Below are 25,256 nucleotides of genomic sequence, written 5' to 3' on the forward strand. Positions count from 1 at the left end.
GGGCAGCCCCGCTGCCGCAAGCGGGACAACCCTGCGCGCAAGTGGGACAACCTTAACCAAGGTGCTCAGTGCGTGGGTGCGGCGCCCGTGCCCAGCACGCAGACTTGCCAGTCGCTGGGGTTGTAGCCAAGGATGCGCTTGAACATTGCAGCAAAGGCGCTGGCGCTCTGGTAACCGTGGTCCAGCGCTACGTTCAGGATCGGCTTGCCGTCGGCCAGGCTCTGCTGGCTGAGAATCATGCGGGTGCGCGCCCGCCACGCACCATAAGACATGCCCACCTCGCGCTGGAACAGCCGCGCCAGGGTACGCGCGCTCATGTTCAGTTGCGCGCCGCATTGCTCAAGGGTCAGGTCCTGGGCCGGGTCTTCGAGAAAGCCCTCGCACCAGGCTCGCAGCCGGGCATGCTGCGGCACCGGCACGTAAGCATCGATGCGCTCGGCCGTTTCCAGCTCACGCTGGATCAGCGCCCGCGCGTGCTCGCCCAGCGGCTCGTCGCGTTGCAACATCCGTGACCCCGCCAGAATCAATTCGCGCAACAGGCCCGAGACGGCAATGACATGGCAGCGCGTAACGTGCGAACCCAGCAGCAAGGTACGCATGGCCACCTCGCCCTGCATGCGAACTTCGTGGCTGACCCCGGCGGGTATCCACAGCGCCTGCCCACGGGGGATCACCCAGTTACCGCCGTCGCTGCACACGCGCATTACACCGTTGGCGGCATAGATCAGCTGATCCTCGGCATGGCAGTGGCTGGCAACCACCTCGCCGTGCCGATAGTCCATTCCCAAAGCGTGCATGCCAATCTCCTCAGGGCGTTTGCGGCGAGCAGGGTAAAGATTGGATCCAATGCTATCGCAAGGCGTTGAGGTGTGGTTGCTAAGTCACCCAGAACACAGCCGAAAATAGCGAATGAATTGCGCTCAGGGTGTCAATCTTGGTGGTACGTGGCTCGAAGGCCAGCCCTGGTGATGCTGGACCAGGAAGTCCACCAACACCCGAACCCGCGCCGGCATTGCCGGGCCGCCGACGAACACGGCATGAATCGGCTCCCGGTCGCCGGGGTTGTAGGCTTCCAGCAGGGGCACCAGTTGCCCGTTGTTGAGGTCATCGCCAACCGTGAATGTACCAATGCGCGCGATGCCGGCGCCCAGCCTGGCCAATTGGGCCAGTGCCTCGCCACTGCTGCACTCCAGGTTGCCGGTGACTTTAAGGGAAAATTCCTGACCGTCTCGGCGAAACGGCCAGTCGGGCTCCGCGCGGCGGAAGTTGAAGCGCAAACAGTTGTGGCGGGCCAGGTCTTCTGGTTCTACGGGGGTACCGCAGCGTTGCAGATAATCGGGGGAAGCGACGATCACCTGGCCGGTATCGCCAATGTAACGGGCGCTCAGGGAACTGTCCGGCAAGTGGCCGAAGCGCAGCGCGACATCGGCCTGGCCGCCAGCAATGTCGACCAGTTCGTCGCCCAGCGTAAGGTCGACCAGCACTTGCGGGTACAGGGCGCTGAACTGCGCCAGCAAGGGCACCACCGTGAGCCGTGCATGCCCCAGTGCGGCACTCACCCGCAGCCGGCCCCTGGGTACACCCTGGTCGGTGATCGCCTCTTCGACCTCATCCATGTCGGCCAGGATCCGCCGCGCGCCGCGCAGGTAGGCTTCGCCCTCAGGGGTCAGCGAAATGGCCCGCGTGGTGCGCAGCAGCAGGCGCGTACCTAGACGCTGTTCGGTACGCGCGATGATCCGGCTGACGGCCGATGGCGTCAGCCCCAGCGCCCGCGCCGCCGCAGACAAGCTGCCCGCTTGCGCCACCTTGGCAAAAATCTCCATCTCTCCGGACCTGCCGTTGAAGTCCATTTGTGCCTCGTGCGCAAAGGTGATTGGCAAAGATGCGGTCTAGTGCATTCGTTTGGCGGATCGTAGCATTCTGGGCATAGATAAGGAGCCCTCCATGCGCATCAATCCACCTCTCGTCGCACTCGCCATCGGTGCCTTTGGCATCGGTGTCACCGAGTTCGCCCCCATGGGCATGTTGCCCAGCATTGCCACAGACCTTGGGGTATCGATACCCGCCGCCGGGCTGCTGGTCAGCGCCTACGCCCTCGGCGTGCTGATCGGCGCCCCGCTGATGACCCTGGCCACCGGCAGGGTGCCACGGCGTTACCTGCTGATCGGGCTGATGGCCATTTTTACCCTGGGTAACCTGATGTCGGCCCTGGCGGACGACTACGCGAGCCTGCTGGTTGCCCGCGTGGTGACCTCGCTCAACCATGGTGCGTTCTTTGGCATCGGCTCGATTGTTGCGGCCAGCGTGGTGCCGCCTGAAAAGCGGGCAGGGGCCGTGGCGGCCATGTTCATGGGGCTGACGCTGGCGACCATCGGCGGTGTGCCGCTGGCCACCTGGTTCGGCGAATTGCTGGGGTGGCGTACGGCATTCTGGGGGATTGCGGGCCTTGGGCTGATTGCGATGACAGCGTTGTGGTATGCACTGCCCAACGTGCCGCTGCCCAAAAGTGACGGGGCCTTGGCCGAGATCCGCGTGCTCTGCCGTGGGCCGGTGCTGGCGGCGTTGGCACTGACCATGGTGGGCTCCAGCGCGATGTTCACCGTCTTCACCTACATCGCGCCGATCCTGCACAGCGAAGCCCAGGCCTCCACCACGTTCATCACGGTCATGCTGGTGTTGTTCGGTATCGGCCTGACCTTGGGCAACATGTGGGGCGGCAAGGCTGCGGACCGCTCGGTCGACCGTACGTTGATCGTCTCGTTGGCGGTACTGATCGCCGTGCTGCTGGTGTTCCCGTTGCTGATGCCCTGGTCAGTGCCCACCGCATTGGCTGTGCTGGTGTGGGGCGCGGCCAGTTTTGCCCTGGTGCCGCCATTGCAGATGCGCGTGATGGAAGCGGCCAAGGAAGCGCCCAACCTTGCATCGGCGGTGAACATCGGGGCGTTCAACCTGGGCAACGCGATAGGCGCCGCGCTGGGTGGAGCGGTGATCAATGCGGGGTTGGGCTACCCGGCGATTTCCCTGGCGGGGGCGCTGATGGCGGGGTTGGGGCTAGTGATGGTGTTGCTGTTTGCCTGGCGCTCGCGGGGCGTGGTGGCGTCGAAGGCAGCCCAGGTGCCGGCTTGATCAATCAGTCATGTGTTGTTCCGTGAGAGAGGGGTTGTTACACGGCATAAGCGCCTGGGACGGCCATCGTCACTGTGCTGCGAGGCGCTCTTCAGCTAGCATGCGCTGTTGCCAAGCAAGCCGTGCCCAAGCGCTCAAGGCTTATCCCTCCCTCCAGATCCGAACTTCTGCATGACTGTCTTCTACCTCAAACTCTTCATGACCCCCATCCTCATGCTGGCCATTTCGCTTGCGGGTAAACGCTGGGGTGCGCAAATTGGCGGGCTGCTTTCCGGGCTGCCAGTCACCTCGGCGCTGGTCATGCTGTTTCTCAGCCTTGAGCAGGGCGAGGGCTTCGCGTCGTTGGCCGTACCTGGGGCATTGGCCGGGGTGGCTGCCGTGCAGGCGACCTGCTTGTTCTACTACTGGGTTACCCGACACATTGGCGCCTTTGCCGGCTGCATCGCGGCATTGGTCTTCTTCGTCGTGGCAGCGTTGGCAACCAGCCACCTGGGTTGGGTGGCATTGTCCGTGATTGCCACGCTGTTACTGGTCATCGCCATTGTCGTTGCCACCTCGAAACCTGCAGACGCGAGCGCTGCGCGTTATGTGCCGATGCCCCGTTGGGTCATCCCGATGCGCATGATGACGGCCACGTTGCTGCTGTTGGTGATCACGGCAAGCGCGACCTTGCTCGGCCCGGTGGTCAGTGGGATGCTGGCGCCGGTCCCGGTCATCGCCTGGCCTCTTGCGGTATTCGCCCACGTCCAGGGCGGGCGCCAGGAACTGGCTGCGATCGTACGCGGCAACGGTATTGGCGCCGTGGGCGTGGTGGGCTTTTACCTGGTCCTGCAAAGTACACTGTTGCAGTGGGGTGCGGTAACGTCGGTTGCCGTTGGCGTGTTGCTGGCAGTGGTGGTGACCTTCGTGTTGGCGAAGTTGCTGGAGGCACGCTGAGCCTAAGTTGCACGCTCAGTCAGCAACCCAGTCAACTTTGTCATCCCGATGGATGTGCTTGTGCTTTAGGTCGTGGGGGCGCAATGCGCCCCCGGCCATAGTGCCCACTACCCAGCGGTGCAACCAGTGCCCTAGACGTGAAGGGCCTACGGCGTGCCGTTTCTGCCGTGAAGGCAAAACGCACGGCGTTGGCTTAGCCGCTCGTAGTAAGCCCTGACTGCCGGCAGGTGAGGGTGCTCGAAGGGTGTCTCGAACCAACGGTTGACCGAAAGGCCGATAGGAATGTCGGCCAACGAGAACCGGCTACCTGCGACATAGGCGCCGGTAGCGGCGAGCTGACGATCCAGAATCTGCATGTAGCGGCCCCAGTCTGCACAGCCGGTGGCCAGTGCTTGCGGGTCCTGGTGGGCGGGGGAGTGCCTGACCAGCGACATGAACGCGTAGCTCCACGACTTGTTGAGGTCCGATGCCTGCCAGTCGATCCACTGATCGATACGTGCTCGCGCTTGTGCCTCGGCCGGGTAGATGGCGCCCTGGTCATGGCGCGTGGCCAGGTAGCGGATGATGGTGTTGGATTCCCACAGGGTGAAGTCGCCATCCTGGATCACCGGGATCATGGCGTTGGGGTTCAGCGCCAGGAATTCGGGTGTGTCGGTAGCGTTGAAACCCGAGCCCCAGTCTTCCCGCTCGTAGGGGATATCGAATTCGGCACAGGCCCAGAGGACTTTTCGCACATTGATGGAAGACGCTCTGCCCAAGATCCGTAACATGGTTTTCGTCCTTGTCTGTGGAAGCCTGATCGTCGTTCACGGCATGCCCACGGTCAAGAACAACCGCGCAAACAGCCCCGTGGCAGACATCTTCGCCGGGCTCTGGCAGGGTACAGCGCTCAACACCCCGGCTGTCGATGTTGAGGGTGACTATGCTCACTTATCTGGGGCCGGCGTGGTCACCTACAACATGCGGCTGGGGCTGAGTTTGTTGACGCTGCCCGGGGTGGCCATGCTGATGGCGTCGCTGCCGTCACTACTAGGGTGCTGAACGCTTGCCTGGGCGCCACTAAATGGGCACCCTTGGGCCGCTTGAATCGTCAGTATCACGACAGAAGGAAGTGTGTGTTGAGCTGGGACAAAGTCGGCAAAGTCCTCGTAGCCCTGCTGATTGGCCTGATGGTCATGGTGGTGGCTTATGTGGTGATCAAAGGCAGCCCTCGTCTGGAAGCCTCCCTGACCTATGCCTACCTGACCTACCCGAGCCAGTTCAGCGAGCGCATCAGCAAGGCCAGCGAGCAGCTCAAGTACGAGCAGTTGCAGGGGCGTATCAACGTCATCAGCGAAGGGCAGTTGAACCATGACCAGGTCGAGCGGTTGATCGAACTGGCCCAGGCGCCTTACGCCCAGCTGTTCGCCAAACCCTTCGAGGCGGGGCTGGTGGACCACCGTACCGGTCTGCTCATCGACCTGCGCAACACCGGTGATGCGCCTGTGCGCCTGGTGAAGATCCGCCTGCCGGCCAAGGGCCTGGTGCAGGTGCGCGATGCCGCGGGCAACGACACCATTGTCGAAGCCGCCACGCCCCTGGTCGAAATACCCGCCATCGAACCCGGTGGGGCCTGCAAGGTGTGGGTGTATTTCGACGCTGATTACTCGCAAATCCGCCAGGGTGGCGTCAGCATTCGTCACGCCGACGGCGCAGCCGATGTGCAGGTGTACCGCGAGTTCAGCGGTTTCCCTGCACTGATGGCGCGCTACAGCCGTGAAGTGTTGGTGCTGTTGGGCGTGCTGGGGTTCAGTGTGCTGGCGTTGGCTTACGCTTGCCTGTCACGCCGACGCGTGCCGGTGTTGCCGTCCTGACGTACCCATCGAATCAGTGACATTCATCGTGTAGCGCCAGGCTTTGGCGCAATTGTTCCAGCAAGGCAGCGCGCAGCGACTCGGGGGCCTGGACGCGAATCGCCCCGGCCTGTGACAGCAACCAACCCATCAACGCCCGGCTGTCGTCGACGGTGGCCGCCAGCGTGGCGCCGCCGTCTTGCTGCGGGGTCAGTTGCATGTCCGTGGAAAGCGGTTGCTGTTCGAGGCGACGGGCGAGCGTGTCATCGACCCACGCACGCAGCGCGATCTGGCGTACCGCAGAGAGCGCATCCGGTTGCAGTTGCTGCGCTTCGGCGAGGCTCAGCCCGGGTTGCCAGTACCAGCCATAGGGCGTGCCTTTACTGTTGCAGTGCAACGGGAACAACGCGGACAGCTCGACCAGGTCGCGCTCGACGGTGCGCTTGCTGGTGGTGTGGCCCACCAAACTCAGGGCAGCCTGCAACTGCATCGAACTCATGCCAGGGTGGCGGCCAGGCAGTAGCTTGAGTAGCTCCCATTGGCGGGCGATGGTGTGGCGGGTAGGGTGGCTGGGCAAAGGAGGCTCGTCCGTGAGTGCCAGGCGCTTAGCGTTCCTGGGTGGTGGCATTTAGCTATCGCGCAAAGCATACCTTGCCCGCGGATGGGATCCAAATTTTTAGGCTACTCCTGCCCGTTATCCAGGCACTGCTGCATTGCCTGGATAAACATCTCCTCCGCGCGACTCAGGCGCTGCTCCCGGTTCCACAGCAGGTGAATATCGACATCTGCGATCCCTTCCTGCGGCGGTAGCTTCCATAGCAGTCCCGCTGCTACATCCGGGGCTACCACATGTTCCGGCAGGCAACCGATGCCAAACCCCGCAATCACCAGTCGGCGCACCTCTTCAAGGCTGGGCGAAGAGGCCACGATCCGCCCAGAGAAACCTTGTTGGTCACGGAAAATGGTGAGCGGCGAGAGCATCCCGCCAATCTGGTCACTGGTGAAACTGACGAAGTTCTCACGCTGCAGGTCGCCTTCAAGCTGGCCGAACATCGCATGGTGCTTGCCGCAGAAAAACGCATAGCGCTGGCGCAGAAACAGCCGCTGCTCCAGTCGCGGTTGAGGCCGCCGGTTGAGGCTCAGGCCTGCCGTGGCGGTTTTCTCCTGCAAGGCGGCGACAATGTCGGAGCTGCGCATCACGTCGATTTCCAGCTCCACCCGCGGGTGCTGGCGGTGGAAGTCGGCGAGAAAGTCGTCAAAGCGCTCGCTGACGATGCGGCTGATCATCAGCAGGCGCACCTTGCCCACCAGTTCGTCCGCCGGTTGTTCCAGCAGCCCGCTGATCTGCGACATCTGCCCGTACACCTCGCCTGCCAGCAAGAACAGCTGCTCACCCATTTCGGTCAACACGAAGCGCGGCCCGCGCCGGGCGATGAGTTGCCGGCCGAGCTGTTCTTCAAGACGTTTGAGCGCCTGGCTGACCGCCGGCTGGGTAAGGTGCAGCCGGGCGGCTGCGCGGCTGATGGACAGCTCCTGGCCGATGACCCGGAAGGTGCGCAGCAGGTTCCAGTCGAGGCGGTCGTTGAGCAGGCGGTCAGACATTGTCGGGCTCGATGATAAGCGTGGCTAATAGTTCGAATAATAAATAGAAAATTGACTAATCATAGCCCCGGGACGATAAATCGCAGCCATACACCGACCAAGCGCCCCCAGAGCGCCCGCGCGGCGCTCGATCTCAAAAACGCTGGAGATGTCAAGGCGACCCCCGCCACAGCACGGCCCCTACAGCCCACCCCGCCGCACATGCTTCACCAACACCTTCTCCAACAACTCCCACATCGCCGGGTCCGTACTGAACGCCACATTGAAGCGCATCCACCCGGTCGCCTTGGCATCCACCATGAACAACTGCCCAGGCCCGAGCATGATGCCTTGCTCCAATGCATCGTCCAGCAGCGCCGCGCTGTCCGGGATCGCCGGGTGGCGGGTCCAGATGTACATCCCTTCGTCCGATTCGGTGAACAGCTCAAAGCCCAGCCGGTGCAAGTGCCGGCCCACTTCCTGGTGCGCCTCGGCCAAACGCTGGCGCAGGCGTTTGAGGTGTTTGCGCCAGCGCCCATCGATGATCGCGGCGTACACCACACGCTCCATCACCTGCGAGGTGGTGAGGCCTGAGCGCATTTTCAGGTGCACCAGTTTCTGCATCAACTCCGGGTTGGCCATCATGTAGCCGACCCGCACGTTAGGCGAAATACTCTTCGAGTAGCTGCCGACATACACCACCTGTTGCAGGTGATCGAGGCTGGCCAGGCACGGTTGCGGCTCGGCGACCATGTCGGCGTACAGGTTGTTTTCCACCAGGCGGAAGCCATGCTGGCTGGCCAGTTGCAACAGGCGGTGCAACTGCGGCAGCGGGGTGCGCGAGCAGGTCGGGCTGTGCAGGTGTGGCTGAGTGAAGAACGCGGTGGGGCGGTGGTGCACCAGCAACTGCTCCAGCTGGTTCAGGTCGTATCCGGCAGGGGTGCGCGGCACGCCGACCAACGTCGCACCCTGGGTGCGCAGGATGCTCATCAGGTTGGGGTAGCCTGGGTCGTCCACCAGCACCACGTCGCCTGGGCGTACCAAGGTGCGCGCGGCCAGGTCCAGGGCCTGGCTGGCGCCGTGGGTAAGCATCAACTGCGCCGGGTTGGCGACGATCGACAGTTCTTGCTGCAGGTTCTGCGCGGTCAGCGTGCGCAGCTCGGCCAGGCCCATGGGGTCGCCGTAGCCAGAGAGTTCCAGCGGGCTCCCGGCAACCTGGCGCAGGCCACGGCGCAGGCCGTCTTCGTACATCCAGTCATTGGGCAACCAGCCGCAGCCGGGCTTGAACGGCAGTTGGCGGATCTCGAAGATCTGTTGCAGGTACCACTCGGAGTTGAACGTTGGTCGACTGGTGTCGGCCTCGGCGTTGTGTTTGTCCAGCAGCTCGCCGGCCGCGCGATTGATGAAAAACCCCGCGTTGCCCCGGCTTACCAGCAGCCCCTGGGCGACCAGGCGATCATACGCCTCGACCACGGTGAAGGTACTCACCGAGTAGGTCGCGGCAAAGGCGCGGATAGACGGGACCTTGGCCCCAGGCTTGAGCGTCTGGTTGTCGATCAGCTCGCGCAAGCCGTCGATGATCTGGTTGACCAGCGGGGTTGGGGAGTCTGGATGTAATTCGAACATTCGGGGGCCTTTCAGGGTGCGTAGCGCTAGCGCTCGCAGGGTGTATTGCAATGGCGACCTGTACAGTGCAGTGCGAGATTCATGCCACTGTGCATGGCTCTCTGCGTCGGACATTTTTACATTAGGTGTCGGATATCGCCACATAAAGCATGTTCAGTTCGCTCGAAGGGCAAACCTTGGGGCGCGTCAGCAGGCCGCCATGGATGGCCTGCGTGTGTTTGTTCACACCATCCTGCCCGCATTAGCACTGATGTACAGGTGAGGCCGCTAGCCATCGGGGTCTCACAGTTTTCCTTGGATAAAAAGAAGCACGGGGTACACAACTGATGGACGCAACATCCACAACCACCACCGCGAAAGGCGAGCACGAGAGCAAGCTCAGTGCCTCCCTCAAGTCGCGCCACCTGACGATGATGTCGATCGCCGGGGTTATCGGCGGCGCCTTGTTCGTCGGTTCCGGCAGCGTGATCCACAGCGCCGGCCCGGCCGCTGTCCTGGCCTACCTGGCGGGCGGCATCCTGGTGGTGCTGATCATGCGCATGCTCGGCGAAATGGCGACGTCCTCGCCTGACACCGGCTCGTTCTCCACCTACGCCGACCGCGCCATTGGCCGTTGGGCGGGCTTCACCATCGGCTGGCTGTACTGGTGGTACTGGGTCATCCTCATGGCGTGGGAAGCCTACGTGGCCGGCAAGATCCTGCACGGCTTCTTCCCTGACGTCAGCGTCAACGTGTTCGTGCTGGCCACGACCCTGCTGCTGATCACCGTCAACTTCTTCAACGTCAAGCACTACGGCGAGTTCGAGTTCTGGTTTGCCTTGATCAAGGTGATCGCCATCGTCTGCTTCCTGGTGGTGTGCACCGCGGCCGTGATGAACGTCTGGCAGTTCGGTGAGGTGCGCGGCATCAGCCATCTGACCGCAGAAGGCTTCATGCCCAACGGCATCACCACGGTAATTGGTGCCTTGCTCGGGGTGATGTTCGCCTTCCTCGGCGCCGAAATCGTGACCATCGCGGCATCCGAAGCCAAGGATCCGGCCGCACAGATCGTCAAGGCCACCAACTCGGTGGTGTGGCGTGTGTGCCTGTTCTACGTCGGTTCGATCTTCCTGATCGTCTGCCTGGTACCGTGGAACGACCCGCACCTGGGCGAATCGGGCTATGGCGCTTACCGCCGTACCCTGGAGCTGCTGGGCGTGCCGTATGCCGAGCTGCTGATGAACTTCGTGGTCCTGACCTCGGTGAGCAGCTGCCTGATCTCCGGTCACTACACCGCGTCGCGCATGCTGTTCTCGCTGTCCCAGCGTGGCGACGCGCCGTCGTTCTTCAAGATCACCCGCGCCGGCACCGGTGTACCGGTGTACGCGATCATGGGTTCGTGCGCCGTGGCGGTGGTGTGTGCGCTGATCAACTTCAGCGAAACCCTGCGCCCGAAAGACGTGCTGGACACCCTGATGAACACCACTGGCATGATCGCACTGCTGGTGTACCTGGTGATCGCCTTCTCGCAGCTGCGCATGCGCCGCAAGCTGATTGCCGAAGGCAAGGAAGTGCGTCTGCAGATGTGGCTGTTCCCTTGGCTGACCTACCTGGTGATCGCCTTCATCGTGGCGGCCCTGGTGACCATGGCCTTCATGCCTGACTACCAGATCCTGGTGATCTCCACCGGTATCGCGGCGGCGGTCGTGGTAGCCATGGGTGTGGTGCATCAGATCCGCAGCGCCAAGCGTCACTAAGCGTCAGTTGTGGTTCGAGACGGCCGGCTCCCTTGGGGACCCGGCCGTTTCGCGTTGATGGGCCGGATTTTTGTCCGGCGGCATGTGGAATCGCTGGTTCATCCAGGGTGAGCCGAGGAGGGCGGCGGCGCCGATCAGGGCGAGGATGGCGAGGGCGAGGAAGGTTTTCATGGGCATGTGCATATAGGGGCTGACTTCAAGGATAGACGCTCGGTTCCGGCCCGCGAATAGACCCTAAGTGCCAGTACTTGGCTTATGCTGGGCACATTGCCCGCCAAAAGGAGCCGCACATGGCCTGGTCCGCCACCCAGTATTCCCTGTTCGAAAACGAGCGCACCCGCGCCGTCCGCGATCTGCTGACCGCCGTGCCGCCACACCCGGTACGCCATGCTGTCGACCTGGGTTGCGGCCCTGGCAACTCGACCGAGGTGCTGCTGCAGCGTTACCCCGATGCCCAGGTAATAGCGCTGGACAGCGACCCGGACATGATCGAAAAAGCCCGCGAGCGCAAGCGGTTGTGCGTGCCCCGCGTGCGCTGCGCCATTGCCGATATTGCCGAGTGGGCCACCCCCGAAAAGCAAGACCTGATCCTGGCCAATGCCTCGTTGCAATGGGTGCCTAACCACGCGTCGCTGTATCCGCGCCTGGTCAGCCAGTTGAGCGAGGGCGGCAGCCTGGCGGTGCAGACCCCGGACAACCTCGACGAACCGGCGCACCGGCAGCTGCGCGAGATCGCCAGCCAAGGCCCTTGGGCCGTCAAGTTCGCCGACTTTCAGCTACCGCCCAGGCACAACGCGGCGTTCTATTACGACCTGCTCAGCCCGTTGTGCGCGCGGGTGGATGTGTGGCGTACCACGTACCATCACCCGTTGGCCGGTGGCGCCGAAGCGGTGGTGGAGTGGTTTAAAGGCTCGGCCTTGCGCCCCTACCTGGCCAGGCTGGACGCGCAAGAGCAGGAAGGCTTTGTGCAGATGTACCTGCAGGCGATGCAGCGCGACTACCCGCCTGCCACCGACGGCAAGGTGTTGTTGCCGTTCCCGCGGTTGTTCGTGATCGCTACGCGGTAGGGCGGCGCCAGCGCCAGAGCACGTAGCCGTAGATGCCGAGGTTGAGCAGCAGCACGATGGCGCCCAGCAGCCATTGTATCTGCGGCGTCAGCCCGGCCGGGTAGATCAGCGGCCAGATGTAGTGCTCGACGAAGCCTCCGTGGTAGCCGGCGTCGCCGGCGGCGAAGCGCATGCGGTTTTCCCAGTCGGTCAGCGGGCACTCCAGGTGCAGCCCTTCCACCGCCAGGCCCCAGGCCAGGGCGGGCAGGTGGAGGAGCAGGGCGGTGCGCCACTTGAGTACCAGCAGGCCGCCGAACAGCACCAGCAGGATGAAGGCCAGGTGCAACAGCACCAGAGCGTCGGCGGCTAATCGCAAGAGCATGGGCGTGATCCTCAATCATTGGTACAGCTTTACAGCCCTTCTTCAACCATCTGCAAGAACGTCGCCACCACTCGCCGCGTACGTTGTTCGCTCAAGCACACCAGTGTCTCGGTCAAGTGCCGCTGGCAATCGACAATCGGCAACGCACACACCCGCGCATCCGCGCCAAACTCCGCCGCCGACACCACCCCCACACCAATCCCCACCACCACCGCCTCGCGCGCCGCTTCCCGGCCCTCCACCTGGATCGCCGGCCGAATCCGCAGCCCGGCCCTCTGCATCTCCTCCTCCAGCGTTTGGCGCGTTACCGAACCGGGTTCGCGCAGCACCAGCGGGGTGTCATCCAGATCCGCCAGGCTGATCGAACCCCGACTTGCCCAAGGGTGGTGGTGGGAAACGAACGCGACCATCGGGTCGCGGCGCAGTGGCAGGCAATGCAGGCGCTCATCGTCGACGTCCCGCCCCAGCAGTGCCAGGTCCGCCTGGTAGCTGAACAGCCGGGCCAGCGATTCATCGGTGTTGCCGGTTTCGATCTTCACCTGGATACCCGGGTAGCGCTGGCAGAACCGGGCAATCTGCGGCAGCACGTGCACCGGTGCGTCCACCGCCAGCACCAGGCTGCCGGTGTGCAGGGCGCGGGAGTCCTGCAGCAGCTCGTGGGCTTCGGCTTCGCAGGCGAACAGGCGCTGGCTGATGCCCAGCAGGCGCTCGCCCAGGTCGGTCAGTTGCACCGAGCGTTTGTTGCGGTGGAACAGCAGCACGCCGAAGCGCTCCTCAAGTTTGCGCACCTGGTCGGAGATCGCCGGCTGGGTCAGAAACAGCTTCTGCGCCGCACGGGTGAAGCTGCCGTGCACCGCCACCGCGTGGAAGGCCTTGAGTTGAGCGTGTGACACCGACATGACGCCTCCAGTAACAAGCTGAGCTTATGTGTGAAATACGATAAATCGATTTTATTTATCAGTCACCAACTGTTTCCATACCCCTCAGCCCAACGCCGGTGCCACAAGTGCCGGCCGGGCCATGGTGCTCATACAGCGCCATCTGACCCGATGACGGGCCATCGTCATCGCTGTGCGCAACACAAGAACAAGACAGGCGTTTCTTCACATTCTGCCGGCACACTTGAGCAAGAGGTCAGACTCACATGAACCAGTCCCTAGCCACGTTCAAACGTTGGCGTATGCAGATTTTCGCAATCACCTGGCTGGCCTACGCCGCCTTCTACTTCACCCGCAAGGCCTTCTCGGTGGCCAAGCTGGGGATCGCCGAAGACCCCGCTTTCATGCTCGACAAGGCTGCCATGGCCAACCTCGACGCGATCTACCTGGCCGCCTATGCCGTGGGCCAGTTCACCTGGGGCATGCTCGCCGACCGCTTCGGCCCCCGCGTGGTGGTGCTCGGCGGCTTGCTGATTTCGGCTGCGGCGGCGGTGGTGATGGGCAGCTACGCCACCTTCCCGATTTTTGCCACCTGTATGCTGATCCAGGGCCTGGCGCAGTCCACCGGTTGGGCAGGGTTGTGCAAGAACATCGGCAGTTTCTTCCCCGCAGCGCAGCGCGGGCGGGTACTGGGGTTGTGGAGCTCGTGCTATGCCTTTGGCGGCCTGGTGGCCTCGCCGTTTGCCGGTTGGTGGGCCTACACCCTGGTCGGTAGCTGGCACGCAGCGTTCTTCTCCAGTGCCGCGGTGGTCGCGCTGGTGGCCGTGCTGTTCTTTTTCCTGCAGCGCAACAAGCCTGAAGATGTTGGCTTGCCCGCCGTCGAGCCCGAGCCGCAAAGCATGGCGCCGGGCTCGAACCTGTGCAGTGTCTGGGCGCCCCTGCGCGAGATCCTGCGCAACCGCACGGTGTTGACCCTGGGCCTGGCCTACTTTCTGCTCAAACCTGCGCGCTACGCCATCCTGCTGTGGGGGCCGGTGATCGTCTTCGAGCAGATGCCGTCGGTGGGCAAGGTCGGTGCGGCGATCATCCCCACGGCCTTCGAGCTGGCCGGGTTGCTGGGGCCGATCATGATCGGCCTGGCCTCCGACAAACTGTTCGGCGCGCGGCGGATGCCGGCTTGCGTGATCAGCCTGGTGCTGTTGACGGTGACCCTGGCGGCGTTCATGGCGGCCATGCACACCGGAAGCGTGATGCTGGTGGTGGGCCTGCTGTTCGTCATGGGCCTGACCCTGTACGGGCCGGACTCGATGATCAGCGGCGCTGCGGCCATCGATTTCGGCACCGCCAAGGCCGGGGCTACCGCTGCGGGTTTCGTCAACGGCTGCGGCTCGGTCGGGGCTGTACTCGGCGGGCTGCTGCCCGGTTACTTCGATGGCGTCACGGTGTTCATCGTGTTCGCCGGCTGTGCGCTGTTCTCGGCGCTGGTGCTGCTGCCGCACTGGAACAGCCGCCCGGCCACAGCGGTACAAAGCCATGACGTGGCGCCCAACACCAGCATGGCCATCAAGCCACTGCGTACCTAAAGGAAAGCGAGCGAATGAGACCCTTCTGGCTGCAACAAGCCCTGGATGCTGCGCAGGAGGCGGCATGCCCGCCGCTGCAAGGCAATAGCCGTTGCGATGTGTGCATCGTCGGCGGCGGCTACACCGGCCTGTGGACCGCATTGATGCTCAAGGAGGCCGTGCCTGCGCTGGATGTCGTGCTGATCGAGGCCGACATCTGCGGTGCCGGTGCCAGTGGTCGCAATGGCGGTTGCGCGCTGTCCTGGTCGGCCAAGTACTTCACCCTCGAACGCCTTTTCGGCGCGGCCGAGGCCGTGCGCCTGGTACGTGAGTCAGAGCGCAGCATCGGTGCCATCGGGGCGTTTTGCGACGCCAATGGTATCGACTGCGACTACCGCCTGGACGGCACGCTGTACACCGCCACCAATCAGGCCCAGGTCGGTGCCACCGATGCGGTGATCGCCGCGCTGGAGCACAAGGGGATCAATTCGTTCCAGCGGCTGCCGCTGGAGCAGGTGCAGCGCCTGGCGGGGTCGGCGCGGCATCGGGAGGGCTGGTTCTCGCCGGCCGCCGCCACCGTGCAGCCAGGGCAGTTGGTGCGGGGCCTGCGGCGGGTGGCCTTGCAGCGTGGCGTGCGCATTCACGAAGGCACGGCCATGACCGGCCTGGCGCACGGTACCCCGGTACAGGTGCGCACGGCCCAGGGCACGTTGCACGCCGACCGTGTGGTACTGGGCCTCAATGCCTGGATGGCGCGGGCGTTCCCGCAGTTCGAGCGCAGTGTGGCGATTGTTTCAAGCGACATGGTGATTACCGAGCCGTGCCCCGAGCTGTTGCGTGAAATCGGCCTGGACACCGGCGTCAGCGTGCTCGACTCGCGCATTTTCGTGCATTACTACCACAACACCTCCGATGGCCGGCTGATGCTCGGCAAGGGTGGCAATACCTTTGCCTACGGTGGGCGCATGCTGCCGGTATTCGACCAGCCATCGCCGTACCGGCCGCTGCTGCGTGAAAGCCTGGCCGGGTTCTTTCCGGCCCTGGCGCAGGTGCCGTTGGCGGCCAGCTGGAACGGGCCGTCGGACCGCTCCGTGACCGGCCTGCCGTTCTTTGGTCGGCTGGACGGGCAGGGCAACGTGTTCTACGGCTTTGGCTATTCCGGCAGCGGCGTCGGGCCGTGCCACATGGGCGGGCAGATCCTCTCGTCGCTGGCGCTGGGGCTGGACAACCCCTGGACCCGCTCGCCGTTGGTCAAGGGGCCGCTGGGGCTGTTCCCACCGGAGCCGATCCGCTACCTGGGGTCGCTGATGGTGCGCGATGCCATTCGCCGCAAGGAGCGCGCCGAAGACCGCGGCCTGCGGCCCCGCCACCTTGACGTGCGCCTGGCGCGTTTTGCGGCGGCGGCGGGGAAGGCCGACAAAGCGTGAGATTTCTTGTCGATCACATGCCCGAGGGCGTATAAACTGCACCCACTTTTGGCCGGTCGCTTCCTGAACTGGCCGTTGAAACAAGAGAGTCGACATGGGCGCACAGTGGAAAGCCAAACATAGAGAAACAGCGGCCAATGCCAAAGGCAAGGTCATGGGCAAGCTGTCCAAAGAGATCCAGATCGCTGCCAAATCGGGCGCCGACCCCGACATGAACCCGCGCCTGCGCCTGGCCATCGTGCAGGCCAAGAAAGCCTCGATGACCCGTGAGACTCTGGACCGGGCAATCCGCAAAGGTGCTGGCCTGGACGGTGATGCCGTGCAGTACCACGCGGTGAGCTACGAAGGTTTCGCACCGCACCAGGTGCCGCTGATCGTCGAGTGCCTGACGGACAACATCAACCGTACCGTCGCGCAGATCCGTGTGCTGTTCCGCAAGGGCCAGCTCGGTGCAAGCGGCTCGGTGGCCTGGGACTTCAACCATGTCGGCCTGATCGAAGCCACCCCGAGCGGCGATGCCGACCCGGAAATGGCCGCCATCGAAGCCGGCGCCCAGGACTTTGAAGACGGGGAAGAAGAGGGTTCGACCCTGTTCATCACCGACACCACCGACCTGGACGCGGTGCAGAAGGCCCTGCCGGAGCATGGCTTTACCGTGACCTCGGCAAAGATCGGCTACACCCCGAAGAACCCGGTGAGTGCTGCCAGCCTGAGCGCTGAGGCATTGGCCGAGGTCGAGGCGTTCCTCGAGGCGATCGACGAGAACGATGACGTGCAGAACGTCTATGTCGGCCTGACCGACTAAAAGCCGGGGCCGCTTTGCGGCCCATTCGCGGAGCAAGCCCGCTCCCACAGGACCCCGCTAACCTCAAACACTGCCGGGCCCTGTGGGAGCGGGCTTGCCCCGCGAATGGGCCGGTGAATTTGATAAAGGGGAGCCTGCATGAACCCAACTTTCGCCTCCCTGAGCCTCGCCCATCTACGCACCCTTGACTGCCTCCTGCAGCTTAAGAACCTCAGCCACGCCGCCGAACGCCTGGGCGTCAGCCAATCGGCCCTGAGCCGTCAATTGGCCCACCTGCGCGAAGCCTTCGACGACCCGCTGCTGGTGCGCCAAGGCCGTGGCTATGTGCTCAGCGAGCACGCCGAAGCGTTGCTGGAGCCCCTGCGACAAATCCTGGAAGAGCTGCAAGCACTGCGCCAACCGGCCGTGTTCGACCCGGCCCGCTGCGAGCGGCGTTTCTGCCTGGCTGCCTCGGACTACGTCGCCGAGCATATGCTGCCGTTGCTGGTGGCAGCGCTGGAGCACGAAGCGCCCGGCGTCTCCCTCGAGTACCGCACCTGGCAGGCCGGCCAATACGCCTTGCTTGCCAGCGGCGAGATCGACCTGGCCACCACGTTGTTCGACGAGTCGCCCGCCAATCTGCATGGCCGCTTGCTCGGCGAGGATCGCGCCGTGTGCCTGATGCGCCGCGATCACCCGCTGAGTGCCCATGCCACGCTCAGCCAGGAGGACTACCTGGCCCACAAGCACGTGCGCATCTCCGGTGGTGGCGACAAGGACAGCTTCATCGACCGCCACTTGCGCGCTCAAGGCCTGCAGCGGCGGGTCAGCCTGGAAGTGCCGTTTTTCTCCGCCACCGTGCAGGTGATCGGCAACAGTCAGGCGGTGGCCACGGTGCCCGAACACATTGCCCGGCAACTGTGCCGCCTGCATGACCTGGCCTGGCGACCGCTGGGCTTTATCGATCACAGCCAGCGCTACTGGGTGGTCTGGCACCAGCGCCTGCAGGCCTCGGCCGAGCACCGCTGGTTGCGCAACCGGGTGTTTGACCTGTGGCGCCAGTCGCAGTTCGGCGTGCAAGGGGGGCATGCGCCAACGCCATAGGAGGTATGCGCGAAGCGGGGTTCTTTGCAGGGCCGGCGGCACCTAGACTGTCGGGCATGGATTGCCTGGGCCGGCCATTCGCGGGCAAGCCCGCTCCCACAGGTTAACGACAGCCCTGTGAGCTGTGATCACCCTGTGGGAGCGGGCTTGCCCGCGAATGGCCGGCTCAGGCAGCAAACTGCCCACAGGAGACCGCCCGTGACCCCCGAACAATTCCGCCAGTACGGCCACCAACTGATCGACCTGATCGCCGACTACCGCCAGACCGTGGGCGAACGCCCGGTCATGGCGCAGGTCGAGCCCGGCTACCTGAAAGCGGCCCTGCCGGAAAACGCCCCGCAGCAGGGCGAACCCTTCGAGGCGATTCTCGACGACGTCAATAACCTCGTCATGCCCGGCCTGTCTCACTGGCAGCACCCGGATTTCTACGGTTACTTCCCCTCCAACGGCACGCTGTCATCGGTGCTGGGTGATTTCCTAAGTACCGGCCTGGGCGTACTGGGCCTGTCCTGGCAGTCCAGCCCAGCGTTGAGCGAGCTGGAAGAAACCACCCTCGACTGGTTGCGCCAGTTGCTCGGCCTTTCAGGGCAATGGAGCGGGGTGATCCAAGACACAGCCTCTACCAGCACCCTGGTGGCGCTGATCTGCGCCCGTGAGCGTGCCAGCGATTACGCGCTGGTGCGCGGTGGCCTGCAGGCTCAGGCCAAGCCGCTGATCGTCTATGTCAGCGCCCACGCCCACAGCTCGGTGGACAAGGCCGCGCTGTTGGCCGGGTTTGGCCGTGACAACATTCGCCTGATCCCTACCGACGCGCAGTTCGCCCTGCAGCCAGAAGCGCTGCGGGCGGCCATCGAGCAGGATCTGGCGGCCGGTAATCAGCCTTGTGCGGTGGTCGCGACCACCGGCACCACCGCCACCACGGCGCTCGACCCGCTGCGCCCGATTGGTGAAATTACCCAGGCCCATGGCCTGTGGCTGCATGTCGATTCGGCCATGGCAGGCTCGGCAATGATCCTGCCTGAGTGCCGCTGGATGTGGGAGGGCATCGAGATGGCCGATTCGGTGGTGGTCAATGCGCACAAGTGGCTGGGCGTGGCCTTCGACTGTTCGATCTACTACGTGCGCGACCCGCAGCACCTGATCCGGGTGATGAGTACCAACCCCAGCTACCTGCAGTCGGCGGTGGATGGCGAGGTCAAGAACCTGCGTGATTGGGGTATTCCGCTGGGCCGGCGGTTCCGTGCTTTGAAGCTGTGGTTCATGTTGCGCAGCGAAGGCGTCGAAGCGCTGCAGGCACGCTTGCGTCGCGACTTGGATAACGCCCAGTGGCTTGCCGGGCAGGTCGAGGCGACGCCGGGTTGGGCGCTGTTGGCGCCGGTGCAGTTGCAGACGTTGTGTATTCAGCATCGGCCAGCGGGGCTGGAAGGGGAGGCGCTGGATGCGCATACCAGGGCCTGGGCCGAGCGGCTCAATGCTTCAGGGGAGGCTTATGTGACGCCGGCGACGCTGGAGGGACGGTGGATGGTGCGGGTGTCGATTGGCGCATTGCCGACCGAGCGCGAACATGTCGAAAGACTGTGGCAGCGACTGCAGGAAGTGATCAAGGGCTGAAATGGCTGGGGCCGCAAAGCGGCCCCAGCGTTCTATCAATGGCTTGCGGTCTGCAAGCTGCCTTTACGGCTGGCTTCGTACGCAGCCTTCTCCATCGGCTTGGCCTGCGGATTGCCCAGGTCTTCCATCGACAGGCGATGGGTTTCTGGTGCGATGTACGCCGCCAGGGCGCAGATGCAGGTGATGAAGAACGCCATGCCACCGACCACCAGCGGAATGTTGTCCGAGCCCGGTGGTGCCACCAGGGCGAACAGCGCCGGCAGCATGGCGGTCAGCATGGTGCCGATGTTCTGCGCGATGGCCATGGCCGACACACGGTAACGGGTCTGGAACAGCTCTGGGTAGAAGCTTGGGAACACCGCGTTATAGCCCTGGTAGACCATGCCCCACATGACGATCGAGGCCGCGAAGGCCAGCGGTACGTTCTGGATGCTGATCGCATACAGGTAGACGAAGGCCAGCAGGCCCGAACCCAGGCAGCCGGCGATCATGGTCGGGCGACGGCCGATCTTGTCGGACAGGTTGCCGACAAAGGGAATCACCAGCACCGCAACGATGTTGCCGACCACCGGAATCCACAGGTACACGCTCTTGTCGAAGCCGATGCCATACGCCGGCTGCACCGCGTAGGCTGCGCCGAAGATAGTGGCGACCACCGGAATCACGTTCATCAGGGCCATGAACATCACCAGCACCATGTGTTTCCAGCTGTGGCGGAAAGCCTCGCTGACTGGCGACTTGGCGACCTTGTCTTGTTTCTCTTCCTTCACGAATGCAGGCGTTTCGTGCACTTCCTTACGGATGATGAAGCCGGCGATCAACACCACCGCGCTCATCAGGAACGGAATGCGCCAGCCCCAGTCGTTGAAGGCTTCGCTCGGCATGAAGTAGGCCAGTGGCAGGAATACCGCCGCCGCCAGAACCTGGCCGGCCTGTACGCCTTGCAGGGTGAAGCTGGCGTAATAGCCACGTCGCCCGAACGGCGCGTGCTCCATGATCATCGAACTGGCGCCTGAGATCTCGCCGGCTACCGCGAAGCCCTGGACCAGGCGCAGCAGCACCAGCAAGACCGGGGCGAGGATGCCGATGTCGTGGTACGTGGGCAGCAGGCCCACGGCCATGGTCGACACGCCCATCAGGAACATGCACAGCAGCAGTACGTTCTTGCGACCGCGGGTGTCACCCCAGTGGCCAAGCACGATGGCGCCGACCGGGCGGGCCAGGTAGCCGACCCCGTAAGTGGCCAGCGAGGCGATGATCGCCATTTTTGGGTCGGTGTTGGGGAAGAAGATTTGCGGGAAAATCAGGGCCGCAGCCTGGGCATAGATGAAAAAGTCGTAGTACTCGAGTGCCGAGCCTATCCATCCACTGGCGGTCGCTTTCTTGGCTTGAGAGCTGGAGTGAGCCATCGGTGTCTCCGTTGTTCTTGTTGGTTCCCGCACGGCGCAAGGCGAGCGTGGGGGTTATCTCGGGAGTGGGGTCAAACGTGAAGAGCGGGTGTACGCCGCGCCAAGGCCGTGACAGACAGCCAGGAGACAGGTGCGGATCGCAAGGCGAGAGCAGTGTGCATAGGTCGGTACCCGGTTTTATTGAACTTATTATGTTGTGACGTTGGGCTTGTCAGCGCAGGTTGCTGCCCAACGACCGTCTCGGCAAGAAGGTGGCGGTCGGTGTGCCTGCGTCTGGTTTTAATGTTGACCACGGGGTGGCGGTGTAGCAATTCACGAAATCGGGTTTTGTTCGGTAATCGAACACAAAACTAACCATTCCGTACAAAGACGTTGATGAGGCGACTTTACCTGCGAATAATCCATCATGCCAGGCACCGTCACCGTCAGTTTCCTGCGCCGTCGTCCCCTAACAACAAGGAACTCCCGCCATGCAGCGTTCGATTGCCACCGTGTCCTTGAGCGGCACCCTGCCGGAAAAGCTCGAAGCCATCGCCGCCGCCGGTTTCGACGGCGTCGAGATCTTCGAGAACGATCTGCTCTATTACGCCGGCAGCCCGCGCCAGGTTCGCCAGATGTGCGCCGACCTGGGCATCGCCATCACCCTGTTCCAGCCGTTCCGTGATTTCGAAGGCTGCCGCCGCGAGCGTCTGCAGAAGAACGTCGATCGCGCCGAGCGCAAGTTCGACTTGATGCAGGAACTGGGTACCGACCTGGTGCTGGTGTGCAGCAACGTCCAGGCCGACGCCCTGGGCGACGAGCAGCTATTGGTGGACGACCTGCGCCTGTTGGCCGAGCATGCTGGCCAGCGCGGCCTGCGCATCGGCTACGAAGCCTTGGCCTGGGGCCGTCACGTCAATACCTATCAGCAGGTTTGGAACCTGGTGCGCCAGGCTGACCATCCGGCGTTGGGGGTAATTCTCGACAGTTTCCATACCTTGTCGCTCAAGGGTGACCCCAGCGCGATCCGCGACATACCCGGCGACAAGATCTTCTTCGTGCAGATGGCCGATGCGCCGATCCTGGCCATGGACGTGCTGGAGTGGAGCCGGCATTTCCGTTGCTTCCCGGGGCAGGGCGAAATGGACCTGGCGGGCTTTCTTGCCCCCATCCTCGCCACCGGCTACCGTGGCCCGCTGTCACTGGAAATTTTCAACGACGGCTTCCGCGCCGCGCCGCCTCGGCAGAACGCCGCCGACGGCTTGCGCTCGCTGCTGTACCTCGAAGAGCAGACTCGCCTGCGCCTGGAACAGGAGAACACGCAAATCGAACCTGGCGTGCTGTTCACCCCACCGGCGGCCAGTACCTATGACGGCGTGGAGTTTCTTGAATTTGCAGTCGATGAAGCCGTCGGCGCACGCCTGAGCAGTTGGCTGAAACGCCTGGGCTTCGCCGACGCCGGCAAACACCGCAGTAAGGATGTGCAACTGCTGCGCCAGGGCGACATCAACATCGTCCTCAATGCCGAACCCTACTCGTTTGGCCACAACTTCTTCGAGGCGCATGGCCCGTCGCTGTGCGCCACGGCGTTGCGGGTCAAGGACCAGCAGGCTTGCCTTAAACGCGCCACCGCCTTCCGTGGGCAGCCGTTCCGTGGCCTGGTCGGCCCCAACGAATGTGAAGTACCTGCGGTGCGCGCGCCCGATGGCAGCCTGCTGTACCTGGTGGAGCAGGGTACTGCTGGCCAGACCCTGTACGACACCGACTTCAGCCTGGACAAAGCCGCTGCAGCCAGCGGTGGCCTGCGCCGTATCGACCACATGGCCCTGGCGCTGCCGGCCGAGTCGCTGGACAGCTGGGTGCTGTTCTACAAGAGCCTGTTCGATTTCGCCGCCGACGATGAAGTGGTGCTGCCCGACCCTTATGGCCTGGTCAAGAGCCGCGCCCTGCGCAGCCAGTGCGGCACCTTGCGCCTGCCACTGAACATTTCCGAGAACCGCAACACGGCCATTGCCCACGCATTGTCCAGCTACCGTGGATCGGGTGTGCATCACATCGCCTTCGATTGTGACGACATCTTCCGTGAGGTGGCGCGTGCCAAGTTGGCGGGTGTGCCGCTGCTGGAAATCCCGCTCAACTATTACGACGACCTGGCGGCGCGTTTTGACTTTGACGACGAGTTCCTTAGCGAACTGGCGTACTACAACGTGCTGTACGACCGTGACGCCCAGGGCGGCGAGTTGTTCCACGTCTATACCGAGCCGTTCGAGGAGCGTTTCTTCTTCGAGATCATCCAGCGCAAGGGCGGCTATGCCGGGTATGGCGCGGCGAATGTCGCGGTGCGTCTGGCTGCGATGGCCAAGGCCCGCAGCGGGGCAGCGCGCAAGCCGGTGCTGTAAGCGCCGCTACTTCATAACTGATCTTATTGTTCTAGCAAGGTCTGTGTGGGAGCGGGCTTGCCCCGCGAACACCGGCAAAGCCGGTGCCATATACCGCGTCGCCTTCTTCGCGGGGCAAGCCCGCTCCCACAGGTATTGAAGCCACCGCAGTGTGAATTCATCGCCCTTCGGCCACCATCAACAACGCCTGCGGCACCGCACTTTGAGGATGCTGCGGCTCTTGCAGGCTGACCAGGCGCAGCCCGGCCATGTCCAATGCAGTGAGCCAACTGGCCAAGGTGCGGAAGTACCAGGGCATCGGCCGCCAGTCCCCGCCAAACCCTGCAAACGACTCTTCCCGCCAACCATCCTGATAATCGCCCGCTGCCACGCTCCAGGGGTGCAAGGTCTGGATCACCAGTGCACCACCGGGCGCCAGCAGCCCGTTCATTGCCGCCAACAGGGGAATGACGTCCTGCTGCAACAACGCGAAGTTGGCGCAGACCAGGTCGTAGTCACGGCCAACGCTGACTTCGCCCTCGGCCAGCTGTGCGTAACTGGCAAGGTGCACCTCGGCGGAGCCTGCCGCGCGGGCCGCCTCCACCAGGGTCTTGTCGCCATCCACGCCGACCGCCTCGATGCCACGATCGGCCAGCGCCCGCAGCAACCAGCCTTCACCACACCCAAGGTCGAGTACGCGCTCGGGTTGTCGGCTGAGAATGGCCAGCACGATGGCCTGGTCGGTCACTTGCCGACGGCTCTCGATGGCGCCGCTGCGCACCGCGTCGATCCAGGCCTGGGCGTTGTGCTGCCAGCTGTTCAGCAAGTGGCTTTCGGCGTCTTGCATAGGGTGTCCCTCAAGGCTCAGTGGGGGCCAATTGCGTGGCTTGGCTGCAAACCATCGTCATGGTTTGCCAGGTATGTGCATCGGCAGGTATCAGGTGCTCGATGCGCAGCGATGCCACTGTTATATCCTGCGGCATGCCGAACGTCGTGAACGTTGAGAGAAACTGTAACTCGCCCTGGCTGGAGCGCAGGCGAGTCAGTACCACAGGCGATGGTGATACGGCAGAGGTCCGCTCGGCAGGCGTTGGCAGTTGCGCCAAGATACGCGCCAGATCCGCGTTGCCGACCGCTTCGCGCGAGGCGCGCTGCCAGGCGATTGCGCGGACTTCCTCGGCGTTGACCAGGGCATCACCCAAACCCCCAGGGCAAAACAGCAACTGCAGCAGGTTGAGCGCTGTGCCACTGCCCGTATCGACCCCGGCTATGTGCAGCAGCCGGGTTGCACCGGTGTTGGCGGCGGTGATGCGCCAGGTATTGTCCAGGACGATCGCCGGGGCTGGGTTGTTGGCCTGCAGGATGTGCGCAATCGCATCGTGAACCACCGCCAGGTGAGGTGCGCTCAGCGCGGAGGCGGTGTAACGAGGCGCATAGCCTGCCGCGAGGAAAACTTCGTTGCATTCCTCCAAAGGTACGTCCAAAGCAGAAAGCAGGGCATGCAACGTGCCTGGGCTTGGTTTGGCGCGCCCGGTTTCCACGCAGCTCAGATGACGCTGGGATACGTTGGCGAGCAGGGCAAGCTCAAGCTGGCTCAAACCAGCCTGTTGACGGTGTCGGCGCAAGCGGTTGCCTGCCGGGTTACCGGCTGAGGCGGTCGTGTGGAAAGGGCGGTTACTCATGGGGCAACTCTGACTGACCGAGAGAGGGGCGTCGATGACCTGTGAGGTCATTGAGTGGGCTGCAACCATAGCACTACCTTGGCGCGGTATTGGTTAAGGAGGATTGAAGATGAAAAGCCCCAGGATCGCGCTGGCTGCATTGATGCCGTTTTCGCTGTACATCGTCTTTGAAGGTTT

Annotated in this window: 24 protein-coding genes; 12 read left to right on the forward strand and 12 right to left on the reverse strand. The window is 63.6% G+C overall.

The features are described from left to right. Positions 1 to 65 precede the first annotated feature (65 nt). Both ACSSU5_RS21115 and ACSSU5_RS21120 read right to left on the reverse strand, forming a co-directional pair. Positions 66 to 797 carry an AraC family transcriptional regulator gene (locus ACSSU5_RS21115; RefSeq protein WP_264313793.1) on the reverse strand — a complete coding sequence of 244 codons (732 nt, stop codon included), beginning with the start codon at positions 795 to 797 and terminating at the stop codon, positions 66 to 68. 123 nt (positions 798 to 920) lie between these two features. Further along, positions 921 to 1,850, reverse strand: a complete 930-nt coding sequence (locus ACSSU5_RS21120) for a LysR family transcriptional regulator (RefSeq protein ID WP_492559729.1) — start codon at positions 1,848 to 1,850, stop codon at positions 921 to 923. 94 nt (positions 1,851 to 1,944) lie between these two features. Between ACSSU5_RS21120 and ACSSU5_RS21125 the strand changes: the two genes are divergently transcribed. Both ACSSU5_RS21125 and ACSSU5_RS21130 read left to right on the forward strand, forming a co-directional pair. Next, positions 1,945 to 3,126 (forward strand): MFS transporter, encoded by a 1,182-nt coding sequence (locus ACSSU5_RS21125; protein WP_264313791.1) that lies wholly within the window; start codon positions 1,945 to 1,947, stop codon positions 3,124 to 3,126. Positions 3,127 to 3,297: 171 nt separating this feature from the next. Further along, positions 3,298 to 4,062, forward strand: a complete 765-nt coding sequence (locus ACSSU5_RS21130) for a hypothetical protein (protein ID WP_492559730.1) — start codon at positions 3,298 to 3,300, stop codon at positions 4,060 to 4,062. Positions 4,063 to 4,208: 146 nt separating this feature from the next. Here ACSSU5_RS21130 and ACSSU5_RS21135 read toward each other — a convergent pair whose 3' ends face one another. Then, positions 4,209 to 4,832, reverse strand: a complete 624-nt coding sequence (locus ACSSU5_RS21135) for a glutathione S-transferase family protein (RefSeq protein ID WP_264313789.1) — start codon at positions 4,830 to 4,832, stop codon at positions 4,209 to 4,211. On the opposite strand from ACSSU5_RS21135, the gene ACSSU5_RS21140 reads away from it, so the two are divergent. Continuing rightward, entirely contained in the window at positions 4,831 to 5,103 is a 273-nt protein-coding gene (locus ACSSU5_RS21140) for a hypothetical protein (protein ID WP_492559731.1), read from the forward strand. The two genes, ACSSU5_RS21135 and ACSSU5_RS21140, sit on opposite strands and share 2 nt — an antisense overlap. A gap of 77 nt (positions 5,104 to 5,180) precedes the next feature. Then, complete coding sequence (locus tag ACSSU5_RS21145) at positions 5,181 to 5,915, forward strand: hypothetical protein (protein WP_264313938.1); 735 nt, start codon at positions 5,181 to 5,183, stop codon at positions 5,913 to 5,915. 13 nt (positions 5,916 to 5,928) lie between these two features. On the opposite strand, the gene ACSSU5_RS21150 is transcribed toward ACSSU5_RS21145, so the two are convergent. The 3 genes from ACSSU5_RS21150 to ACSSU5_RS21160 all read right to left on the reverse strand — a co-directional run bounded on the left by ACSSU5_RS21150 (position 5,929) and on the right by ACSSU5_RS21160 (position 9,101). Further along, positions 5,929 to 6,471: a WYL domain-containing transcriptional regulator gene (locus tag ACSSU5_RS21150; protein ID WP_492559732.1), complete on the reverse strand. Its 543-nt coding sequence runs from the start codon at positions 6,469 to 6,471 to the stop codon at positions 5,929 to 5,931. Positions 6,472 to 6,575: 104 nt separating this feature from the next. Further along, positions 6,576 to 7,496: a LysR family transcriptional regulator gene (locus tag ACSSU5_RS21155; protein WP_492559733.1), complete on the reverse strand. Its 921-nt coding sequence runs from the start codon at positions 7,494 to 7,496 to the stop codon at positions 6,576 to 6,578. Positions 7,497 to 7,676: 180 nt separating this feature from the next. Beyond that, the gene (locus tag ACSSU5_RS21160) at positions 7,677 to 9,101 is read right to left on the reverse strand and encodes an aminotransferase-like domain-containing protein (protein WP_264313784.1); all 1,425 of its coding nucleotides are present in this window, start codon (positions 9,099 to 9,101) and stop codon (positions 7,677 to 7,679) included. 326 nt (positions 9,102 to 9,427) lie between these two features. Here ACSSU5_RS21160 and ACSSU5_RS21165 point away from each other — a divergent pair, with 326 nt between their 5' ends. Beyond that, the gene (locus tag ACSSU5_RS21165) at positions 9,428 to 10,837 is read left to right on the forward strand and encodes an amino acid permease (protein WP_264313783.1); all 1,410 of its coding nucleotides are present in this window, start codon (positions 9,428 to 9,430) and stop codon (positions 10,835 to 10,837) included. Between the two features lie 3 nt (positions 10,838 to 10,840). Here ACSSU5_RS21165 and ACSSU5_RS21170 read toward each other — a convergent pair whose 3' ends face one another. Beyond that, positions 10,841 to 11,020, reverse strand: coding sequence for a hypothetical protein (locus ACSSU5_RS21170; RefSeq protein ID WP_264313782.1), 180 nt, complete (start codon positions 11,018 to 11,020; stop codon positions 10,841 to 10,843). A gap of 107 nt (positions 11,021 to 11,127) precedes the next feature. On the opposite strand from ACSSU5_RS21170, the gene tam reads away from it, so the two are divergent. Then, positions 11,128 to 11,904, forward strand: a complete 777-nt coding sequence (gene tam, locus ACSSU5_RS21175) for a trans-aconitate 2-methyltransferase (protein WP_492559734.1) — start codon at positions 11,128 to 11,130, stop codon at positions 11,902 to 11,904. Here tam and ACSSU5_RS21180 read toward each other — a convergent pair. Together ACSSU5_RS21180 and ACSSU5_RS21185 are read right to left on the reverse strand one after the other, a co-directional pair. Continuing rightward, entirely contained in the window at positions 11,894 to 12,265 is a 372-nt protein-coding gene (locus ACSSU5_RS21180) for a DUF2784 domain-containing protein (RefSeq protein WP_492559735.1), read from the reverse strand. The two genes, tam and ACSSU5_RS21180, sit on opposite strands and share 11 nt — an antisense overlap. 29 nt (positions 12,266 to 12,294) lie before the next feature. Then, positions 12,295 to 13,164 (reverse strand): LysR substrate-binding domain-containing protein, encoded by an 870-nt coding sequence (locus ACSSU5_RS21185; RefSeq protein ID WP_264313779.1) that lies wholly within the window; start codon positions 13,162 to 13,164, stop codon positions 12,295 to 12,297. A gap of 245 nt (positions 13,165 to 13,409) precedes the next feature. Between ACSSU5_RS21185 and ACSSU5_RS21190 the strand changes: the two genes are divergently transcribed. From ACSSU5_RS21190 to ACSSU5_RS21210, 5 genes are all read left to right on the forward strand, one after another. Next, on the forward strand, positions 13,410 to 14,726 hold the full coding sequence (locus ACSSU5_RS21190; protein WP_264313778.1) for an MFS transporter: 1,317 nt from the start codon (positions 13,410 to 13,412) through the stop codon (positions 14,724 to 14,726). A gap of 14 nt (positions 14,727 to 14,740) precedes the next feature. Next, positions 14,741 to 16,132, forward strand: coding sequence for an FAD-dependent oxidoreductase (locus ACSSU5_RS21195; protein ID WP_492559736.1), 1,392 nt, complete (start codon positions 14,741 to 14,743; stop codon positions 16,130 to 16,132). A gap of 94 nt (positions 16,133 to 16,226) precedes the next feature. Beyond that, complete coding sequence (locus tag ACSSU5_RS21200; RefSeq protein ID WP_264313776.1) at positions 16,227 to 16,937, forward strand: YebC/PmpR family DNA-binding transcriptional regulator; 711 nt, start codon at positions 16,227 to 16,229, stop codon at positions 16,935 to 16,937. Between the two features lie 138 nt (positions 16,938 to 17,075). Then, entirely contained in the window at positions 17,076 to 18,020 is a 945-nt protein-coding gene (locus ACSSU5_RS21205; RefSeq protein WP_264313775.1) for a LysR family transcriptional regulator, read from the forward strand. 198 nt (positions 18,021 to 18,218) lie between these two features. After that, on the forward strand, positions 18,219 to 19,631 hold the full coding sequence (locus ACSSU5_RS21210) for a DOPA decarboxylase (protein WP_492559737.1): 1,413 nt from the start codon (positions 18,219 to 18,221) through the stop codon (positions 19,629 to 19,631). A 35-nt stretch (positions 19,632 to 19,666) separates the two neighbouring features. Here ACSSU5_RS21210 and ACSSU5_RS21215 read toward each other — a convergent pair whose 3' ends face one another. Next, positions 19,667 to 21,040 carry an MFS transporter gene (locus tag ACSSU5_RS21215; protein WP_274887333.1) on the reverse strand — a complete coding sequence of 458 codons (1,374 nt, stop codon included), beginning with the start codon at positions 21,038 to 21,040 and terminating at the stop codon, positions 19,667 to 19,669. Positions 21,041 to 21,510: 470 nt separating this feature from the next. Between ACSSU5_RS21215 and quiC the strand changes: the two genes are divergently transcribed. Then, positions 21,511 to 23,418, forward strand: a complete 1,908-nt coding sequence (quiC, locus tag ACSSU5_RS21220; protein WP_492559738.1) for a 3-dehydroshikimate dehydratase QuiC — start codon at positions 21,511 to 21,513, stop codon at positions 23,416 to 23,418. Positions 23,419 to 23,575: 157 nt separating this feature from the next. Here the strand turns inward: quiC and ACSSU5_RS21225 are convergent, their stop codons facing one another. Together ACSSU5_RS21225 and ACSSU5_RS21230 are read right to left on the reverse strand one after the other, a co-directional pair. Next, the gene (locus ACSSU5_RS21225) at positions 23,576 to 24,244 is read right to left on the reverse strand and encodes a class I SAM-dependent methyltransferase (protein ID WP_492559739.1); all 669 of its coding nucleotides are present in this window, start codon (positions 24,242 to 24,244) and stop codon (positions 23,576 to 23,578) included. A 10-nt stretch (positions 24,245 to 24,254) separates the two neighbouring features. Continuing rightward, a complete protein-coding gene (locus ACSSU5_RS21230; RefSeq protein ID WP_264313770.1) occupies positions 24,255 to 25,079 on the reverse strand; it encodes a helix-turn-helix domain-containing protein in 825 nt (274 codons plus the stop codon). Positions 25,080 to 25,256: the final 177 nt, after the last annotated feature.

The organism is Pseudomonas sp. E1MeOHC2, from assembly GCF_058745025.1.

What these genes read in the sequence shown, in the direction of transcription:
- ACSSU5_RS21115 (WP_264313793.1), bottom strand. Translation starts at nt 797, where the DNA reads ATGCACGCTTTGGGAATGGACTATCGGCACGGCGAGGTGGTTGCCAGC.
- ACSSU5_RS21120 (WP_492559729.1), bottom strand. Translation starts at nt 1,850, where the DNA reads ATGGACTTCAACGGCAGGTCCGGAGAGATGGAGATTTTTGCCAAGGTG.
- ACSSU5_RS21125 (WP_264313791.1), top strand. Translation starts at nt 1,945, where the DNA reads ATGCGCATCAATCCACCTCTCGTCGCACTCGCCATCGGTGCCTTTGGC.
- ACSSU5_RS21130 (WP_492559730.1), top strand. Translation starts at nt 3,298, where the DNA reads ATGACTGTCTTCTACCTCAAACTCTTCATGACCCCCATCCTCATGCTG.
- ACSSU5_RS21140 (WP_492559731.1), top strand. Translation starts at nt 4,831, where the DNA reads ATGGTTTTCGTCCTTGTCTGTGGAAGCCTGATCGTCGTTCACGGCATG.
- ACSSU5_RS21135 (WP_264313789.1), bottom strand. Translation starts at nt 4,832, where the DNA reads ATGTTACGGATCTTGGGCAGAGCGTCTTCCATCAATGTGCGAAAAGTC.
- ACSSU5_RS21155 (WP_492559733.1), bottom strand. Translation starts at nt 7,496, where the DNA reads ATGTCTGACCGCCTGCTCAACGACCGCCTCGACTGGAACCTGCTGCGC.
- ACSSU5_RS21160 (WP_264313784.1), bottom strand. Translation starts at nt 9,101, where the DNA reads ATGTTCGAATTACATCCAGACTCCCCAACCCCGCTGGTCAACCAGATC.
- ACSSU5_RS21165 (WP_264313783.1), top strand. Translation starts at nt 9,428, where the DNA reads ATGGACGCAACATCCACAACCACCACCGCGAAAGGCGAGCACGAGAGC.
- ACSSU5_RS21170 (WP_264313782.1), bottom strand. Translation starts at nt 11,020, where the DNA reads ATGCACATGCCCATGAAAACCTTCCTCGCCCTCGCCATCCTCGCCCTG.
- tam (WP_492559734.1), top strand. Translation starts at nt 11,128, where the DNA reads ATGGCCTGGTCCGCCACCCAGTATTCCCTGTTCGAAAACGAGCGCACC.
- ACSSU5_RS21180 (WP_492559735.1), bottom strand. Translation starts at nt 12,265, where the DNA reads ATGCTCTTGCGATTAGCCGCCGACGCTCTGGTGCTGTTGCACCTGGCC.
- ACSSU5_RS21185 (WP_264313779.1), bottom strand. Translation starts at nt 13,164, where the DNA reads ATGTCGGTGTCACACGCTCAACTCAAGGCCTTCCACGCGGTGGCGGTG.
- ACSSU5_RS21190 (WP_264313778.1), top strand. Translation starts at nt 13,410, where the DNA reads ATGAACCAGTCCCTAGCCACGTTCAAACGTTGGCGTATGCAGATTTTC.
- ACSSU5_RS21195 (WP_492559736.1), top strand. Translation starts at nt 14,741, where the DNA reads ATGAGACCCTTCTGGCTGCAACAAGCCCTGGATGCTGCGCAGGAGGCG.
- ACSSU5_RS21200 (WP_264313776.1), top strand. Translation starts at nt 16,227, where the DNA reads ATGGGCGCACAGTGGAAAGCCAAACATAGAGAAACAGCGGCCAATGCC.
- ACSSU5_RS21205 (WP_264313775.1), top strand. Translation starts at nt 17,076, where the DNA reads ATGAACCCAACTTTCGCCTCCCTGAGCCTCGCCCATCTACGCACCCTT.
- ACSSU5_RS21215 (WP_274887333.1), bottom strand. Translation starts at nt 21,040, where the DNA reads ATGGCTCACTCCAGCTCTCAAGCCAAGAAAGCGACCGCCAGTGGATGG.
- quiC (WP_492559738.1), top strand. Translation starts at nt 21,511, where the DNA reads ATGCAGCGTTCGATTGCCACCGTGTCCTTGAGCGGCACCCTGCCGGAA.
- ACSSU5_RS21225 (WP_492559739.1), bottom strand. Translation starts at nt 24,244, where the DNA reads ATGCAAGACGCCGAAAGCCACTTGCTGAACAGCTGGCAGCACAACGCC.
- ACSSU5_RS21230 (WP_264313770.1), bottom strand. Translation starts at nt 25,079, where the DNA reads ATGAGTAACCGCCCTTTCCACACGACCGCCTCAGCCGGTAACCCGGCA.